Genomic DNA, 16021 nt, shown 5'->3' with positions numbered 1-16021 from the left:
GGGCGGAGCCCCAGGGGCTTTCAGCCCCGCCGGCGATTGAGGCGCGGGGGGCCGGGGTGGAGCCCCGGGGTCAGATGAGGGGGGTCGGGAGGGGGGCCGAGTGGAGGGCCGTGAGGCCTGAGACCGCGCGGGTGAGGCAGACGTACAGGCGCCGCAGGCCCGTCCGTTCGTCCGGTTCGCCGGAGACGATGGCGGCGGGCTCGTCGAGGACGACGTAGTCGTACTCCAGGCCCTTGGCCAGCGAGGCCGGTACCAGCGTCAGCCGCGACTGCGCCGTCGTCTCCTCACCGGGAGACAGGTACGGCAGCCCCGCCGCCAGCAGCGCTTCCGCGAGTACGGGGATCCGTGCGTCCGCCGCGATCAGGCCGATGGAGCCCTCGTGCGCGAGGGAGTCCCGGCAGGCCGTCACGACGTCCGCCGTCAGGTCCGCCGTCCCGGTGATCACCAGGGACCCCGGGGTCTCGCGGACCGAGGACACCGGGGCCAGCCCCGGCGAGATCGACGGCAGCAGCCGCGACGCGTACGCGATCACCTCGCGCGGCACGCGGAAGCCCGCCGTGAGCTCCTCCACCGCGGCCTCCGGCTTGCCGAGGTGGGTGAGGGCCTCGTCCCAGCTGCGGGTGGCCCACGGGGTGGTGCCCTGGGCGAGGTCGCCGAGGACGGTCGCGGAGCCGGTCGTGCAGCGGCGTCCCACGGCCCGGTACTGCATCGGAGACAGGTCCTGGGCCTCGTCGAGGACCACGTGGCCCAGCGAGTGGGTGCGTTCCACCAGGTCGCAGGCCTCGTCGATGAGGACGAGGTCCGCCGCCGACCACTTCGCCGACCGCACGCTGCGGAACGGCTTGGGCCACAGCACGAGCTTCTGTTCGTCCTCGGTGAGGATCCCGTCGGCGTGGGCGGCCAGGAACTCCGGGTCCGACAGGAGGCGCAGCACCAGCTTCGACGGTTCCACCGGCGGCCAGACCGCCTTGACGGCCGCCTTCACCGCCGCGTTGCGGGCCACCGCGTCCTGCACCCGGTCGTCGGGGGCCTCGCCGGCCTGTTCCATGCGGACGAGGACCGCGTGGGCGATCCGCTGCGGGAGGGCGTCGCGGGCCGCGCCGTAGCGGATGTCGCGGTCCTGGAGTTCGGCGACGATCTCGGCGAGCTCGTACGCCGGGACGCGCCAGCGGCGCGAGCCCCGGACGACCATGAGGGGTTCGGCCGGCTCGGTGACGTGGGAGCGGACCGCGCGGCGCAGGACCGTCGCCATCCGGGCGTCGCCCTTGACCACCGCGGTTTCGGCGGTGTCCGTGCCGCGTACCTCCAGGCCCTCGCGGGCGACGAGGTCGTCGACGGTGGCCTGCTTGACCTCCAGTTCGCCCAGGGCCGGCAGGACCTGCTCGATGTAGTGGAGGAAGGAACGGTTCGGCCCGATGACCAGGGTGCCGGTCCGGGCCAGCCGGTCGCGGTGGGCGTAGAGGAGGTAGGCGACGCGGTGCAGGCCGACGGCGGTCTTTCCGGTGCCCGGGCCACCCTGGACGCAGACCGATCCGGACAGGCCGGAGCGGACGATCTCGTCCTGTTCGGGCTGGATCGTCGCGACGATGTCGCGCATGGGGCCGACGCGCGGGCGCTCGATCTCCTGCTGGAGGAGCTTGCTGACGGCGGCCGCCTCGGCCGGGTCGGACAGGTGCTCGTCCTCGTACGCGGTGAGCTCGCCGCCGGTGTAGCCGAAGCGGCGGCGCAGCGCGATGTCCTGCGGGTCCTTCTTGGAGGCGCGGTAGAAGGGCTGCGAGACGGGCGCGCGCCAGTCGATCACCATCGGGTCGCCGTCGGCGTCGTGGACGTGGCGGCGGCCGATGTAGAACTGTTCGCCCTCCGCGCCCTCGGCCAGTTCCGCGCCCGGGGCGTGCAGGTAGTCGAGGCGGCCGAAGAAGAGCGGGGTGTGGGTGAGGTCGGCGAGGGCCTTGATGCGGTCGTCGATCTGCGCCTGGAGGACGATGGCGTTGACCCAGTTCGCGGTGACGTCGCGGATGTCCAGGGCCTCCACGTCCTCGCGCATGGCGCGCAGGGCGGAGCGCGAGGCGCTCAGGTGGCCGCGTTCCCGGCCGAGCGGGTCGGCTGCGGTGTCGGGGGTGGTTTCAGGGGCGTGCGCGGGCACGGGACTGCCTCCAGCGGTGCGGCAACAGAAGCCCGCCGGTTGCCGTCCGGCGGGTGGCTCTCCCCGGTACGGCGGCGGGAGGCGGCAAGAGCGGAGATTGTAGTCAGCGGGGCCGTCCGGCGCGAACGGATTACCGGGGCCGGGGTCCCGTGGGGGCAGGACCTCCGTACGGGTGTCATACGGGGGAGTGTCAGACCTCAGGGGTGCCCGTAGGGGTCGGCATTAGCCGTGAGGAGGACGCCGGGGCCCGTGCGGTTCCCTCCGCAGGGCGATGTGCGGAGGGAGGCGGAGGCGCACCATGGATACATGAGCACCGCAACCTTCACCCCACTGCAGGGCGGCCGCCCGAGCGGCGCCACCGCCACCTCCGCATCCCGGCACCGTCACCTGCTCGGCGACGCGCTGCGCGCCGCGAAGGTCTTCGCCACGGCCGCCGTGAGCGTCGTCGTCCTGGGCGAGTACTCCGAGGACGCCGGCGTCATACGCCGCTGACCGGTCGGCCCGCGATGGCCTGATACCGGTGGCACCCCCGCGCTGATCCACTAGGGTCACGCGCGTGACCCGCAGCTCCGATCCCGCCCGCTCGCCGTCGCCCCTGGCCGGTGTGCTGGTCACGGGCTCACTGCTCGCGCTGGGCGTGCTCTGCGTGGTCCTGCGCATCCCGACCGCCGACGCCCTGCTGTACGGCTTCTCCGGGGCCGAATGGCATCCGCCCGCCGCTTATCCGCCGTTCGCGGCGATCCTGTTCACGCCCGCCGCCTGGCTGCCCGCCGGGGTGCTCAAGGCCGTCCTCGTCCTCGGGAACGGCTGCCTGCTCGCCCTGCTGGTCGTGCTCTCCTGCCGCCTCGCGGGGCTGCGGGCCCGGCCGGGTGCCGTCCTCGCCGCCACCATCGCCGGTCTGTGGCTGGAGCCGCTGTTCCAGAGCCCGCTGCCCGGCCAGATCAACCTGGCGCTCGCCTGCCTCGCCGTCTGGGACCTGGGGCGGCCGCGCGCCGCCCTCGGCAAGGGCTTCGCGCTGGGCACCGCCGCCGGGATCACCCTGACCCCGGCGGTCTTCATCCCGTACCTGCTGCTCACCGGCCGGGTCCGGGCCGGGCTGACCGCGCTGGCCGGCTTCGCCGGGACCGCGCTGCTCGGCCTGCTGGTCCTCCCGCAGGCCTCCGCCGACTTCTGGGCCCGCCACCTGTCGGCGGCCGGGCGGGCCCTGCTGCTGGACCGGCCGCACCTGTGGGTGTGGTGCGTACCGCTGCTCGCCGTCCTGGCCGGTGCGGCCGCCCGCCGGCGACGGCCGGGGCCGCCGCCGGCGGGCCCGGGGCGGCCCGGCCCGGACCCGCTCCCGGCGGGCCGGCTCCCCGGGCCGCGCTCACCCCTGGAACGGGAGGTCAGTCGCTCGCCAGCAGCTCGTCGGCGTCCATGATCCGGTAGGCGTAGCCCTGTTCGGCCAGGAACCGCTGGCGGTGCGCGGCGAAGTCCTGGTCGATCGTGTCGCGCGCGACGACCGAGTAGAACCGCGCCTCGTGCCCGTCCGCCTTCGGCCGCAGCACCCGCCCCAGGCGCTGCGCCTCCTCCTGCCGCGAGCCGAAGGTGCCGGACACCTGGATGGCGACGGTGGCCTCGGGCAGGTCGATGGAGAAGTTGGCGACCTTCGAGACGACCAGCACGCTGATCTCGCCCTCGCGGAACGCGTCGAAGAGCTTCTCGCGCTGCGCGTTGGAGGTCTCGCCCTTGATGACGGGCGCGTCCAGGTGCTCGCCCAGCTCGTCGAGCTGGTCGATGTACTGGCCGATGACCAGGGTCTGCTCGCCCTGGTGCTTGCGCACCAGCGCCTCGGTGACCTTGCGCTTCGTCGCGGTCGTCGCGCAGAAGCGGTACTTCTCCTCGGTCTCGGCGGTCGCGTACGCGAGCCGTTCCGACTCGGTGAGGTTGACGCGGACCTCCACGCAGTCGGCGGGCGCGATGTAGCCCTGCGCCTCGATCTCCTTCCACGGGGCGTCGAACCGCTTCGGCCCGATGAGCGAGAACACGTCCGACTCGCGGCCGTCCTCCCGGACCAGGGTCGCGGTCAGACCGAGCCGGCGGCGGGCCTGGAGGTCGGCGGTGAACTTGAAGACGGGGGCCGGCAGCAGGTGCACCTCGTCGTAGAGGATCAGCCCCCAGTCCCGGGAGTCGAAGAGCTCCAGGTGGGGGTAGACGCCCTTCCGCTTGGTCGTGAGGACCTGGTACGTGGCGATGGTGACCGGGCGGATCTCCTTGCGGGTGCCGGAGTACTCGCCGATCTCCTCCTCCGTCAGCGAGGTCCGCTTGATCAGCTCGTGCTTCCACTGGCGCGCGGAGACCGTGTTGGTCACCAGGATCAGCGTGGTCGCCTTGGCCTTGGCCATGGCCCCCGCGCCGACCAGGGTCTTTCCGGCGCCGCAGGGCAGTACGACCACACCGGAGCCGCCGTGCCAGAAGCCCTCGACGGCCTGCTGCTGGTACGGGCGCAGCGCCCAGCCGTCCTCGACGAGGTCGATGGCGTGGGCCTCGCCGTCGACGTACCCGGCGAGGTCCTCGGCGGGCCAGCCCAGCTTCAGCAGGGTCTGCTTGATCTGCCCGCGCTCGGAGGGGTGCACGGCCACGGTGTCGGCGTCGATCCGGGCCCCGACCAGCGGGACGATCCGCTTGGACCGCAGGATCTCCTCCAGCACGGGCCGGTCGGTGCTGGTCAGGACCAGTCCGTGGACGGGGTGCTTGGAGAGGGTCAGGCGCCCGTAGCGGGCCATGGTCTCGGCGACGTCGACGAGCAGCGCGTGCGGGACGGGGTACCGGGAGAACTCGACGAGCGCGTCGACGACCTGCTCGGCGTCGTGCCCGGCGGCCCGCGCGTTCCACAGCCCGAGCGGGGTGATCCGGTAGGTGTGGATGTGCTCGGGCGCCCGTTCCAGCTCGGCGAAGGGCGCGATGGCCCGGCGCGCGGCACCGGCGAGCTCGTGGTCGACCTCCAGCAGGAGGGTTTTGTCGCTCTGGACGATGAGAGGCCCGTTCACAAACGCCCCTTTCCGGCGTGGGTGCCCGTCCGGACGAGGACGGGCAAACCTCCAGTCTGCCGTATCGCCGGGCGGGCGGGAGGGTTCTGCGCCGCGCGGACGGCCCGGTGCCCGCCCGGTGCCCGGTGGGGAAATGCGGTGCGCGGCCGGGGAGGCGGTGCGTACGGTCCGGGGCATGAGTGATGATCAGCGGGATTTCGTACCGGACGGGTTCGTCGTGCCGGTGGGGCTGGACGCGGGCGGGTTCCGGCTGGAGCCGCTCGGTGCGGAGCACAACGCGAGGGATCTGGCCGCCTGGACCGGGAGCATCGCGCACATGCGGGCCACGCCCGGTTTCGTGGGGCGGGGCTGGCCGCCGGTGGAGGGGATGTCGGCCGAGGCCAACCTCGCGGACCTGGAGCGGCACGCGCGGGAGTTCGCCGAGCGGCGCGGGTTCACGTACAGCGTGCTGGAGGGGGCGGACGAGGTCATCGGGTGCCTCTACATCCATCCCGGCAGGGAGGACCCCGGTCGGGTGCGGGTCAGCTCCTGGGTGCGGCAGGACCGGGCGCACCTCGACGCCGAGGTGTACCGGACGGTGTCCCGCTGGCTCGCCGAGGCGTGGCCCTTCGACGCCGGGAGGATCGACTACGCGCCCAGGTGAGGCAGCGGGCCCGCCGGGTACGGGGTTTCGACGGGCAGGAGGGCCCGGGCCGCGTCGGTGTCGCCGGTCCGGAGCAGTCCGTGGACCTCCCGGGCCAGCGGGGTGACGTCGCGGATGGAGACCGTCCACTCGTCGGCGTAGGCCCGCGACAGGGAGCCCGACAGCCCGAGCTGGAGCGAGCGGTACGGCAGCGGGTTCAGCTGCGGGTCGCGTTCCGGATCCCACTGGACCCGGGCCGACGTGCCGCGCACCGACTCCTTCCAGGCGTCGCGGTCCGCGTGCACCCGGGGGGCGTAGTGCGAGAGGCAGGCGCCGGCGAGGGCGAGGTCGAAGCCCGCACGGGTGATCTCGACGGCGAGCACGGTCTCCTGGCCGGCCTTCGTGGCCCAGCCGCAGCGGTACATCATCCACAGGAACGACGGTTTGATCCACGTCATCCGCTCGCGCTTCCAGGCGGGCGGGAAGCGGCCGTCGCGGGCCGCCGGGAGGCCGAGGGCGGGGGAGTAGGCCTGGTAGACGGTGACCGTGGTGGTGGTGTGGGCCGCACGGATCTGGCGCGCGGGCGTCGCGGCGGGTGCGGGTGCGGGTGCGGGCGTGGCGAGGGGCGTGTGCGTCGCCCCGGGTGCGGCGGGGGTGCCGGCCGGCGCGGGCGTCGCGGCGGGTGCGGTGCGGGCGGCGGGAAGTGCGGACATGCCGTCAGACTGCCCTGCCCGCGCGCCCGTCGGCCAGCGGATTTCAGACCTGGTCCTCCGCCAGTTCCGCGACCCCCGTGATCCGGTGGAGCGCGTACGTGCGCACCTCGTCCGCCGTGTGGTCGTAACCGGTGACGAAGCCGCCCTCCACCCGCACCGGGGCGATGACCCGCTGGCTCGCCGCCCCCTCCGCGTTCACGTACCCGATCCACACCGCCGAACCGGTCAGCGCCGCCGCCTGCACCGTCGCCAGCGTCTCCGCCGAGCTCGTGCGCGGGAGTTCACCCGGAGCCGGCACGTCACCGCCGCCCGAGGGGGCCGGTTCCCTGCGGACCGCCGTCGCCGCGAGGTCGCCCGCGCGGATCGCCCGTACCGCCGCGCCCAGCAGCGTGGCGTCCGGTACCGGCGGCCCGTCCGGCACCGGCACCGGCGCCGACCGCGCCGGGGTGCGGTGCGCGTCGGCCCGCGCCACCAGTACGTCGCCGGTACGGGACTCCGCGGCCGGGGCGTAGCCCATCGCCCGCAACCCCTCCAGCAGCGCGCCCGGTTCGGCCTGGGCGGCCAGCACGGTCGGCGCGAGGCGGCGCAGCCCGAGCCCGGCCGACCGCTTGTCGGCCAGGATCTCGCCCAGCACGGCGTCGTCGTCGCAGCGCACGTACGAGGAGGCCGCCCCGACCCGCAGGTGCCCGTGCCGCCGGGCCACGTCGTCGATCAGGTACGCCAGCGGCTGGGGCACCGGGGTCCGGCTGTGCTCGGTGAGGAAGGCGTGCAGGTCCACGGCGGTGTGCCCGGCGTCCAGGGCCCGGCGCACCGACCCGGGCGTGAAGCGGTACACCGTCGCCCCGCCCTTGGACTCCACGTCGGCCAGGACCGCCAGGGTGTCCCCGAGCGGCCGGCGCAGCGGACCCGGCGCGACCGCCGTCAGGTCGGCCTGGAGCAGGACGTGGTCCACCGGCTCCGGCAGCAGCGGGGACAGCAGCGGCGCCGGGTCGAGGCGGCGCAGCAGGGCCCGTCCGAAGGCGCTGAGCGCGCCCCGGCCGGTGACGCCCAGGACCTCGGCCTCGGTCAGGGTCCAGTGCGCGAGCCGGGCCCGCAGGTCGCTGGTCCCGCGCACGGGCCGCTCCCATGCGAGCCGGTCCAGGAGCGCGTCCGGGTCGGGGGAGCCGCCCTCGGGCAGGTCGGCCAGCAGGTCCAGGACCCGGTGGCGGACCTCCGGTGCGGCGGAGCGGTCCAGGTCGGGGCCGAGCGCCGACAGGGTGCGGCCCTTGGCGTCCTGCTCGCCGACCAGCCCGGCCGTACGGGTGGCGGGCAGCCAGGCCGAGGCCAGCGCCGACCACCGCTCGGCGGGCGGCAGCTCGCACCAGTCGTCGAAGGCGGGGGTGGGCGCGTACCGCTCGTCGGCCTCGCCGTCGCCGGCCAGCAGCCCGGCCGCGTAGGCCAGTTCCACCCAGAACGCCGCCGACGCCTCGGTGGTGTCCAGCGTGGACGCCGCCCGCTTGAGGTCGCGTACGGCGAGCCCGCCCGCCCGCAGCACCAGCGGCCCGGCGTGCTCCCAGGACTTCACCAGCTCCTCGACGGTCCCCAGCGCGGCCAGCGCCTGCCCGGCGGCGTTCGCGTCCACAAGCTGTGGACGGTGTTCCCGGTGCGCGCCGACCTCCGGGGCCAGCGGCGCCGTCCGCCGGTGCGCGAGCCCGCCGCGCAGGTGCAGCGCCACCTCGCGCGGCAGCACCACCGTCCGGGCCGTCGCCGGAAGCAGCAGCCCCCGGTCGCGCAGCCAGCGCACCGGCGGCGTCGGGTTCGGGGTCACCTCCCCGTACGGCGGCCCCCACACGAGCCGCTCCAGCACCTGGTGGGCCTCGGCCGGGGCCTCGTCCAGCAGCGCCGACATCCGCTCGGGGTCGGTGAACAGCCCGGTCAGGGCCGTCACCGCCGACACCGGGTCATGGGTGGCGGGCAGCCCCGCCGCCGCGACGATCTCCTGGATCCGGGTCGGCGACATCCCGGCGGTGGCCTCGGCGACGGTGGGCCCCAGCCCCGTCGGCGAGGGCCGCTGCGCGGACGGGGCCAGCAACTCGCGGGCGGTGCGCACCAGGCGCAGCCGCTCCTCGTCGCCCCACACCAGGGCCTGGTCGCGCAGGGTGCCCAGGGCCCGGGGGAGGGCGGCGCGGGCGGCCTCGTCCTCGCCGCCGGTCAGCAGCGATTCCAGCACCGGGTACGGGCACGGGTCGGGCGCCACCGCGAGGGCCTCGGCCGTCTGCAGCGCGAACCGGTCCAGCCGGTCCAGGGCCCGCACCACCGACGCGCGGGTGCCGGCCCGGGTCGCCAGCTGGGTGACGTCGCCGGGCACCGGGTTCAGCAGGTCCGGGCGTGCGTGCAGCAGGGCGGCGAGCGCCACGTCGTCGCGGGCGCGCAGCGCCTCGGCGAGGGAGCGCGGGGGGTTCGCCGTAGCACTGCCGGTGCTTGCCTCGGGCACGGTGGTCGCCTCCTGGTCACGTCGGCCGGTCGTCGGCCGGTCCCCATCCGGTCAACGGTATCCGCTGTGCCGTCGGCTGCTCCATGGACGCACGCGCTACCTTCCTGTCAGGCGGGACGTGAGGAGCCGGGGCGTGGGGATCGAGAGCGACCATCTGGTCTACGAATATCTGAGCCGGGTCGGGGACTTGGCGCAGCGCAGGCAGCTGTCGTCGGGCGACCGGATGCGGTTGGTGTCGGGGCTGCGGGACGAGATCGACCGTCGGCGCGCCAAGTACGAACCGGAGACGCCGGCGGCCGTGCGGCGGATCCTGGAGCGGATCGGCACGCCGGAGGAGGTCCTGGACACCCTGGGCGAACCGACCCGTCCCGCGCCCGCACCCGCCCCCGCGGCGCCGTCGGTCCCCGCGGTCCCGGTGCAGCGCGGTGGCGGACTGCGGCGCAGGCAGGCGGCCCCGCCGCCGCCGGAGCCGCGGAACGTCCCGCCCCACCTCGCCGGACTCGACGAACTCGGCCCCGCCGACGGCGTCGAGCCCGACTGGTGGAGTTTCGCCCCGGGCGCGTCGGGGGCGGGGCCGCAGGTGGAGGGCTTCGCGGGCGGCATCGAGATCCCGGACCTCTTCAGGAAGCCCGAGAAGGAGGCCGAGGAGGAGCCCCCGGCCCCCGGGACGCCCCCCGCGCCGGAGGGCTCCGCGGGCCGTCGGTTCGTACGGTTCCTGCGGGAGCGCCGCGAGCTGCGCAAGGCGGCGGCCGGACCGCAGGAGGCCCCCGCCCCGCCGGCGGCCCGCCCGCGCCCCCACGTCTTCCTGCTGCTGGCGGCCCTGCTGCTGCTCGCCGGGACGATCAGCGCGTACTGGCCCCTGCTCGGGGCCGGCGTGCTGCTGGCCTACGCCTCCCGGGTCCTCGGCCCCGCCGAGCGCAAGTGGGTCCTCCTCGGGCTGCCCGCTGCCGTCTTCACGGCCGGGATGCTGTGGGTGTGGGGCCGGGCCGCCGGCAACTGGGGCGAGGAGCTGCCGCGCGAGCAGGTGGGCGCGGCCTTCCGCGACCTGTGGCCCGCCCTGGCCCGTACGGCGGGCATCACCACGGCCGGCTACCTCGCCTGGCGCTCCCGCCGCCGCTAGCCGCTGGGCGGGAACCCCCTCCGGTCCGTCCGGGCAGTCCGGGTGGCCCCTTCGAGACCGTTCGGGCAGTCCCGTCGGGCCTTCCGGACGGGCCGGGTGGTCCCGCCCGGTCATGCCGATTTAAGTGTCGTTGGAGACTGCCTGGAGGATTCACCAGGGGGGCGAGCTGACATTTCGCTAAATTTCAGCGCGCGCCAGGAGGCGGGTCGATGTACTTTCCCTCGACTTTGCCGGGCCTCTGCAAAATGGGAACCATGACTTCCACCCCCCCTGAGCCCACGATCCCCCCGCAGCTGACCGTCGGGTTCGACCTCGACATGACCCTCATCGACTCCCGTCCCGGCATCAAGGCCGCCTACCAGGCCCTTTCCGCCGCCACCGGCAGGTTCATCGACGCGGACCAGGCGATCACCCGCCTCGGTCCGCCCCTGGAGGAGGAACTCGCGTACTGGTTCACGCCCGAGGAGATCCCGGAGATGACGGACCGCTACCGGCAGATGTACCCCTCGCACGCCATCGAGCCGACCCCGGCCATGCCCGGCGCCCGCGAGGCGATCAAGGCCGTCCAGGCCCTCGGCGGCCGCGCGATCGTCGTCACGGCCAAGAACACCCCCAACGCCATCCACCACCTGGAGCACCTCGGCATCGAACCCGACGCCGTCATCGGCTGGCTGTGGGCCGAGGCCAAGGCCGGCGCCCTGCGCGAGCACGGGGCCCAGATCTACGTGGGCGACCACGTCGGCGACGTCCGCGGCGCCCGCACCGCGGGAGCGCTCTCAGTCGCGGTTCCCACGGGCCCCTGTCCCGAGGACGAACTGCGCGCCGCCGGCGCCGACGTGGTGCTGCCGGACCTCACCGCGCTGCCGCAGTGGCTCGCCGAGTACGTCGCCACCCGCGAGGTCTGAGCACCGTACGCGCCGTCAGGCGGCCTGGGACTCCCGGGCCGCCTTGCGCTGCGCGGCGGCGGAACGCAGCACGCCCGCCGCGGAGATGGCGAACCCGACGCCCATGAGCATGCACACCGCCCACGCGTACGACGGGAACGGATCGGTGCCGAGGAACAGCGGGGCCATCGTCACGAGGGTCGCCACGGCGCCGAGGGCGAACACGATGCCGCCGGCCTTGACGAGCCCGTCGCCGGGCCGCGCGTCGTCGGGATGAGGAGTAACAGTCACCCCACCAGGGTAGTTCCCTGGCCGAAGCAGTGGAGCGGGAAGGACCGGGGAACGTCTTGTCACCCGTTTCCGGACCACTAGCCTGGAGGGGGCGGGTCGAAGGACCCGCCGCACTGCTATCCGGAGCCGCTCATCACGGCCCACCGGACCCGACGAGCACAAGGACAGAGGACGGACGTGCCTACCGGCAAGGTCAAGTGGTTCAACAGCGAGAAGGGCTTCGGCTTTCTCTCCCGCGACGACGGCGGCGACGTCTTCGTCCACTCGTCGGTGCTTCCCGACGGGGTCGAGGCCCTCAAGCCCGGGCAGCGCGTCGAGTTCGGAGTCGTCGCAGGACAGCGCGGTGACCAGGCACTTTCGGTGACGGTCCTGGATCCGGCACCCTCGGTCGCGGCCGCCCAGCGCCGCAAGCCCGACGAGCTCGCCTCGATCGTGCAGGACCTCACGACCCTGCTGGAGAACATCACCCCGATGCTGGAGCGCGGTCGCTACCCCGACAAGGTGCACGGCACGAAGATCGCCGGCCTGCTCCGCGCGGTGGCCGACCAGCTCGACGTCTGATCCCGTCGCGTCCGCGCGTGCCCCGCCGCTCCCCGGAGCCGCGGGGCACGTGCGCGTCCGGCGCCGGCCGTGCCGTTCGGCTACGGGAAGCGCAGCGCGTCCGGACCGATGGCCGGAACCAGCCCCTCGGCGGCGGCCCTGGTCAGCAGCCCGCGGACCGCCGCGTACCCGGCTTCGCCCAGGTCGGCGGTGAACTCGTTGACGTACAGCCCGATGTGCTGGTCGGCGACCGCCGGGTCCAGCTCCTGCGCGTGCGCGCGGACGTACGGCCGTGACGCCTCCGGGTCCTCCCAGGCCATCCGCACCGACTCCCGCGCCGAGTCGGCCAGCGCGCGCAGCGTCCCGGCGCCCAGGGAGCGCTTGGCGATGATCGCGCCGAGCGGGATCGGCAGACCGGTCGTGGACTCCCAGTGCTCGCCCATGTCGGCCAGGCAGTGCAGCCCGTAGTCCTGGTAGGTGAACCGGGCCTCGTGGATGACCAGCCCGGCGTCCACCCGCCCGTCGCGCACCGCCGGCATGATCTCGTGGAACGGCAGCACGACCACCTCGCCGACCCCCGACGGCAGCACGTCCGCCGCCCACAGCCGGAACAGCAGGTACGCCGTCGAGCGCTCGCTCGGCACCGCGACGGTCTTCCCGCCCAGGTCCAGGCCGGGCTCGCGCGTCAGCACCAGCGGTCCGCAGCCCCGGCCCAGGGCGCCGCCGCAGGGCAGCAGCGCGTACTCCTCCAGCACCCACGGGAGCACCGCGTAGGACACCTTCAGCACGTCCAGCTCGCCGCGCTCGGCCATGCCGTTGGTGACGTCGATGTCGGCGAAGGTCACGTCGAGGGCGGGCGCGCCCGGGACCCGGCCGTGCGCCCAGGCGTCGAAGACGAAGGTGTCGTTCGGGCAGGGCGAGTAGGCGATCGCGATCGGCTCAGCGGTGCTCATGGCGTTCTCCCCAGGAGACGAGTACGGGGCCCAGCGCCCGGAATCCGGCGGCGAGCGCGCCCAGCGCGTCCCCGATCCGCCAGGCGTCCCGGTCGCGCGGTCCGACGGCGTTGGACACGGCACGGACCTCCAGTACGGGCAGCCCGTACGCGGCGGCGGCCTCCGCCACCCCGAACCCCTCCATGGCCTCGGCCCCGGCCATCGGATGGCGGGCGGCCAGCTCGGCGGCGCGGGAGGCGCTGCCGGTGACGGTGGACACGGTCAGCACGGGAGCGAGCAGCGCCCCGGTGGCCTCGGCGCACCGGGCGGCCAGCCCGGCGGGCGGCAGGTGCACGCTCCGGCCGAAGCCGAGCGCGTCGACGGGGACGAAACCGTCGGGGGTGCCGGCTCCCAGGTCGGCGGCGACGATCGCGTCGGCGACCACGAGGGAGCCGAGCGGGGCGGCGGGCACGAACCCGCCGCCGATGCCGGCGGAGATGACGAGCGAGTAGTCGGCCAGCGCGAGCGCGGTGGCCGTGGCGGCCGCGGCCGCGGCCGGGCCGACACCGCCGACGAGCACGTCGACGGCGCCGCCGGGCAGGTCACGGCGGGTGATGAGGTACCCGCCGCGCAGCGTGCGCGGCTCGGGGGTGACCGGGTCCGGATGAGGGGTCAGACCGGTGGCCACGGAGTCGGCCTCCGCGGCCACCGCGGTCACGACGAGCGCGCGCACGACGGTGCCCGGCTTACTTCAGCTTGAGCTTGAAGGACCAGACGGCGAGCGGCTTGCCGTCTTCGCCGACCTGGACGAGACCGAGCATCTTCGAGGCCGGGGCCTCGCCCTGGCCGCCGGTCGCGAAGACGTCGGCGCCCTGGAAGCTGCGGTACGTGTTGCTGGACGGCTCGGTGATCGGCTGTCCGTCGAGGACCGCCTGCCACTTCTTGCCGTCCTCGACGACGGCGGGCTCGACGCCCAGGCGCAGCGTGTCGCCGCGGCCGTACTCGATGGTCTTCGCGTTCTTGAGGCCGGTGAGGCACTCCTGGACCTTGTCCATGGAGAGCTCCTTGCCGTCGCCGCGGCAGTCGGACTCGGCGGACACCGACGAGCTGCCGACGGTCACCGTCGCGAGCGGCGTCGGCTTGTCGCAGGCGGACAGGAGGAGGAGGCCGGCAGAGACGGCTCCGAGGGCCGCGACGCTGCGGCGGGCCCTACCCGGGAAAAGCGGTGCGGTCATGAGCCGAAGGCTATCGGGCCACCGGCCCGCGCCGCCGCACGGGGGGTCTTCGGCCACGCCACGGCCCTGGCCGGGCGGTACGGGACCACCCGCGCGGCGGCGCCCCGGCCCCCGGCCCGGCCTTGATGGGGCGCCGCCCCGGACCCTGCCGGCGGCACCCGGCCGAGCCTGGGCCCCGTGCCCCGGCCGCCCGCGAGCCGGCCGCGCCCGGCCCACGGGCACCGCCCCGGGCGCGGAGCGCCGGGTGGTGAGCCGCGCCGGCGTTCGAGGCGGGAACGGAGGAAGGGCGGGGCGGGGAGAAGGCCCGCGCAGCGGCGATCCGGCCCCGGACGGCGGCCCTCGGACGGCGGGCCCCGGACTGCGGCCCCCGGACGGCGGGCAGGGCCCGCCCCGCGCCGGTGGGGTACCGGGCCGCAGGGGGCCGTCAGGCCACGCGGGGGCGGGCGGAGCCCGGGCGGTGGGTGCGCGGGGTCGCCAGGAGGCCGCGGAGGGCCATGACCGTGCCCGCGGCCACCATCGTCGCGGCGACCGCCATCCCCAGCACCCCGTTCAACGGCAGCACGATCCCGATCCCGCCGCCCAGCACCCACGCCACCTGCAACGCCGTCTCCGACCGGGCGAACGCCGACGTCCGCACCGCCTCCGGCACGTCCCGCTGGATCATCGCGTCCAGCGACAGCTTCGCCAGCGCCTGGCAGAACCCGGCCGTCCCGGCGAGCACCGCCATGAGCAGCCCGCTGAACAGCACCGCCGCCAGCACCGCCACCGCGAGCGTCACCGACAGCACCGCCGCGATGATGGCCTCCGGGGCCCGGGCCCGCAGCCAGGAGCCCACGGCCGTCCCCGCCGCGTTGCCCACTCCCGCCGACACGCCGACGATCCCGAGCGACACCGCCGCGCTCTGCCCCGCCAGGGGGTGCTCGCGCAGCAGGAACGCCAGGAAGAAGATCAAGAACCCCGACAGGGCGCGCATCGCCGCGTTCGCCAGCAGCCCGCACAGCACCGGCCGGCTGACCGTCCGCAGCCCCGGACGCTTCGAGTGCGCCTCGTGGGTGGACAGCCGCGCCCGCCGCTCCCCCTTCGCCTCGTCCACCTTGTGCGGCAGCTGGAACGCCGCGAACGTCCCCCACACGAAGATCGCGCAGGCCCCGTACAGCGGCCACGGCGGCCCGATCGCGTGCAGCCCGGCCGCCACCGGCGCGGCGGCGCCCGTCGCGAGCAGGCCGGCGAGCGTGACCCGGGAGTTCGCCTTGACGAGTGAGAACGTCGGCGGCAGCAGCCGCGGCACCACGGCGCTGCGCACGACCCCGTACGCCTTCGACGCGACGAGCACCCCCAGCGCCGCCGGGTACAGCTCCAGGCCGCCCGTGGCCACCGCGCCGGACATCATCACCGCCAGCAGGGCCCGCGCCAGCATCGCGCACGCCATCGCCGCCCGCCGCCCGTGCGGCAGCCGGTCCAGCAGCGGCCCGATCACGGGGGCCAGCAGGGTGAACGGGGCCATGGTGATGGCCAGGTACAGGGCCACCCGGCCGCGCGCCTCGTCCGTGGGAACGGAGAAGAACACCGTGGAGGCCAGCGCCACGGTGATCATCACATCGCCGGCGCCGTTGATGGCGTGCAGTTCGATCAGCCGGCCGAGGCCCGATTCACCCGCCCCGTGGGCGTGCGTGGCGCGCCGGATCCCGCGCGCCGTACCGGTGATGGGGAGGTGCAGGGCACGCCCGACGGCCCGGCCGGCCCGTCTGGCCGGTCCCGAGCCGTCGACGGACGACCGTACGGGTGCCACGTGGCCATAGTGCCCCACTCGGCCCTCCCGGAGCCGCCCCGGCGCGTCGCGGGCCACCGGGATGTCCGCGAATCGGACCTCGCATGTGGGCCGAAGGCTTCGGAGGAGGTAGCGTGCGTAGCGCGCCACCGGCGGTTGCTCTTGGCCGCGCGCCTCTTCGCGATCCCGCAGAATGGATCGCAGTGGGGTGCGCCCGAGGCCGATCGGGCGCGGACGTCGACGCGGCCCTCTGGTCCGCTCCGCCCGCGCTACG

15 protein-coding genes are annotated in these 16021 nt (G+C 74.9%); 6 read left to right on the top strand and 9 right to left on the bottom strand.

Annotated elements, in window-relative coordinates; translation table 11 throughout:
• Positions 1–70 precede the first annotated feature (70 nt).
• Entirely contained in the window at positions 71–2044 is a 1974-nt protein-coding gene (locus ABZW32_RS08040) for an AAA family ATPase (protein WP_356213016.1), read from the bottom strand.
• A gap of 405 nt (positions 2045–2449) precedes the next feature.
• Between ABZW32_RS08040 and ABZW32_RS08035 the strand changes: the two genes are divergently transcribed.
• Together ABZW32_RS08035 and ABZW32_RS08030 are read left to right on the top strand one after the other, a co-directional pair.
• Positions 2450–2635, top strand: coding sequence for a hypothetical protein (locus tag ABZW32_RS08035; RefSeq protein WP_356212801.1), 186 nt, complete (start codon positions 2450–2452; stop codon positions 2633–2635).
• Positions 2636–2699: 64 nt separating this feature from the next.
• Positions 2700–3560 carry a glycosyltransferase family 87 protein gene (locus tag ABZW32_RS08030; RefSeq protein ID WP_356212798.1) on the top strand — a complete coding sequence of 287 codons (861 nt, stop codon included), beginning with the start codon at positions 2700–2702 and terminating at the stop codon, positions 3558–3560.
• Here the strand turns inward: ABZW32_RS08030 and ABZW32_RS08025 are convergent.
• Positions 3526–5169, bottom strand: a complete 1644-nt coding sequence (locus tag ABZW32_RS08025) for a DNA repair helicase XPB (protein WP_356212795.1) — start codon at positions 5167–5169, stop codon at positions 3526–3528. The genes ABZW32_RS08030 and ABZW32_RS08025 overlap by 35 nt on opposite strands.
• A gap of 175 nt (positions 5170–5344) precedes the next feature.
• On the opposite strand from ABZW32_RS08025, the gene ABZW32_RS08020 reads away from it, so the two are divergent.
• Positions 5345–5812, top strand: a complete 468-nt coding sequence (locus ABZW32_RS08020; RefSeq protein WP_356212792.1) for an N-acetyltransferase — start codon at positions 5345–5347, stop codon at positions 5810–5812.
• Here ABZW32_RS08020 and ABZW32_RS08015 read toward each other — a convergent pair.
• A complete protein-coding gene (locus ABZW32_RS08015) occupies positions 5797–6504 on the bottom strand; it encodes a DUF4291 domain-containing protein (protein WP_356212789.1) in 708 nt (235 codons plus the stop codon). The two genes, ABZW32_RS08020 and ABZW32_RS08015, sit on opposite strands and share 16 nt — an antisense overlap.
• A 43-nt stretch (positions 6505–6547) precedes the next feature.
• Positions 6548–8977, bottom strand: a complete 2430-nt coding sequence (locus ABZW32_RS08010; RefSeq protein ID WP_356212786.1) for a helicase C-terminal domain-containing protein — start codon at positions 8975–8977, stop codon at positions 6548–6550.
• 133 nt (positions 8978–9110) lie between these two features.
• Between ABZW32_RS08010 and ABZW32_RS08005 the strand changes: the two genes are divergently transcribed.
• A complete protein-coding gene (locus ABZW32_RS08005) occupies positions 9111–10097 on the top strand; it encodes a hypothetical protein (protein WP_356212783.1) in 987 nt (328 codons plus the stop codon).
• A 245-nt stretch (positions 10098–10342) separates the two neighbouring features.
• The gene (locus ABZW32_RS08000; RefSeq protein WP_356212780.1) at positions 10343–11002 is read left to right on the top strand and encodes an HAD family hydrolase; all 660 of its coding nucleotides are present in this window, start codon (positions 10343–10345) and stop codon (positions 11000–11002) included.
• Between the two features lie 15 nt (positions 11003–11017).
• Here ABZW32_RS08000 and ABZW32_RS07995 read toward each other — a convergent pair whose 3' ends face one another.
• Positions 11018–11272: a hypothetical protein gene (locus tag ABZW32_RS07995; protein WP_356212777.1), complete on the bottom strand. Its 255-nt coding sequence runs from the start codon at positions 11270–11272 to the stop codon at positions 11018–11020.
• 177 nt (positions 11273–11449) lie between these two features.
• Between ABZW32_RS07995 and ABZW32_RS07990 the strand changes: the two genes are divergently transcribed.
• Positions 11450–11833: a cold-shock protein gene (locus ABZW32_RS07990; RefSeq protein ID WP_356212774.1), complete on the top strand. Its 384-nt coding sequence runs from the start codon at positions 11450–11452 to the stop codon at positions 11831–11833.
• An 80-nt stretch (positions 11834–11913) separates the two neighbouring features.
• Here ABZW32_RS07990 and ABZW32_RS07985 read toward each other — a convergent pair whose 3' ends face one another.
• From ABZW32_RS07985 to ABZW32_RS07970, 4 genes are all read right to left on the bottom strand, one after another.
• Positions 11914–12765, bottom strand: coding sequence for a 1,4-dihydroxy-6-naphthoate synthase (locus tag ABZW32_RS07985; RefSeq protein ID WP_356212772.1), 852 nt, complete (start codon positions 12763–12765; stop codon positions 11914–11916).
• Positions 12752–13477: a futalosine hydrolase gene (locus tag ABZW32_RS07980; RefSeq protein WP_356212769.1), complete on the bottom strand. Its 726-nt coding sequence runs from the start codon at positions 13475–13477 to the stop codon at positions 12752–12754. Before ABZW32_RS07980 ends, ABZW32_RS07985 begins: the two co-directional genes overlap by 14 nt.
• 13 nt (positions 13478–13490) lie before the next feature.
• Positions 13491–13979, bottom strand: a complete 489-nt coding sequence (locus ABZW32_RS07975) for a DUF2771 domain-containing protein (protein WP_356212766.1) — start codon at positions 13977–13979, stop codon at positions 13491–13493.
• 424 nt (positions 13980–14403) lie between these two features.
• A complete protein-coding gene (locus ABZW32_RS07970; RefSeq protein ID WP_356212764.1) occupies positions 14404–15768 on the bottom strand; it encodes an MFS transporter in 1365 nt (454 codons plus the stop codon).
• Positions 15769–16021 lie beyond the last annotated feature (253 nt).

It is taken from the genome of Streptomyces sp. NPDC004667, from assembly GCF_040609475.1.
Taxonomy (GTDB): Bacteria; Actinomycetota; Actinomycetes; order Streptomycetales; family Streptomycetaceae; genus Streptomyces.
This window is presented reverse-complemented; position numbering and strand designations above follow the sequence as displayed.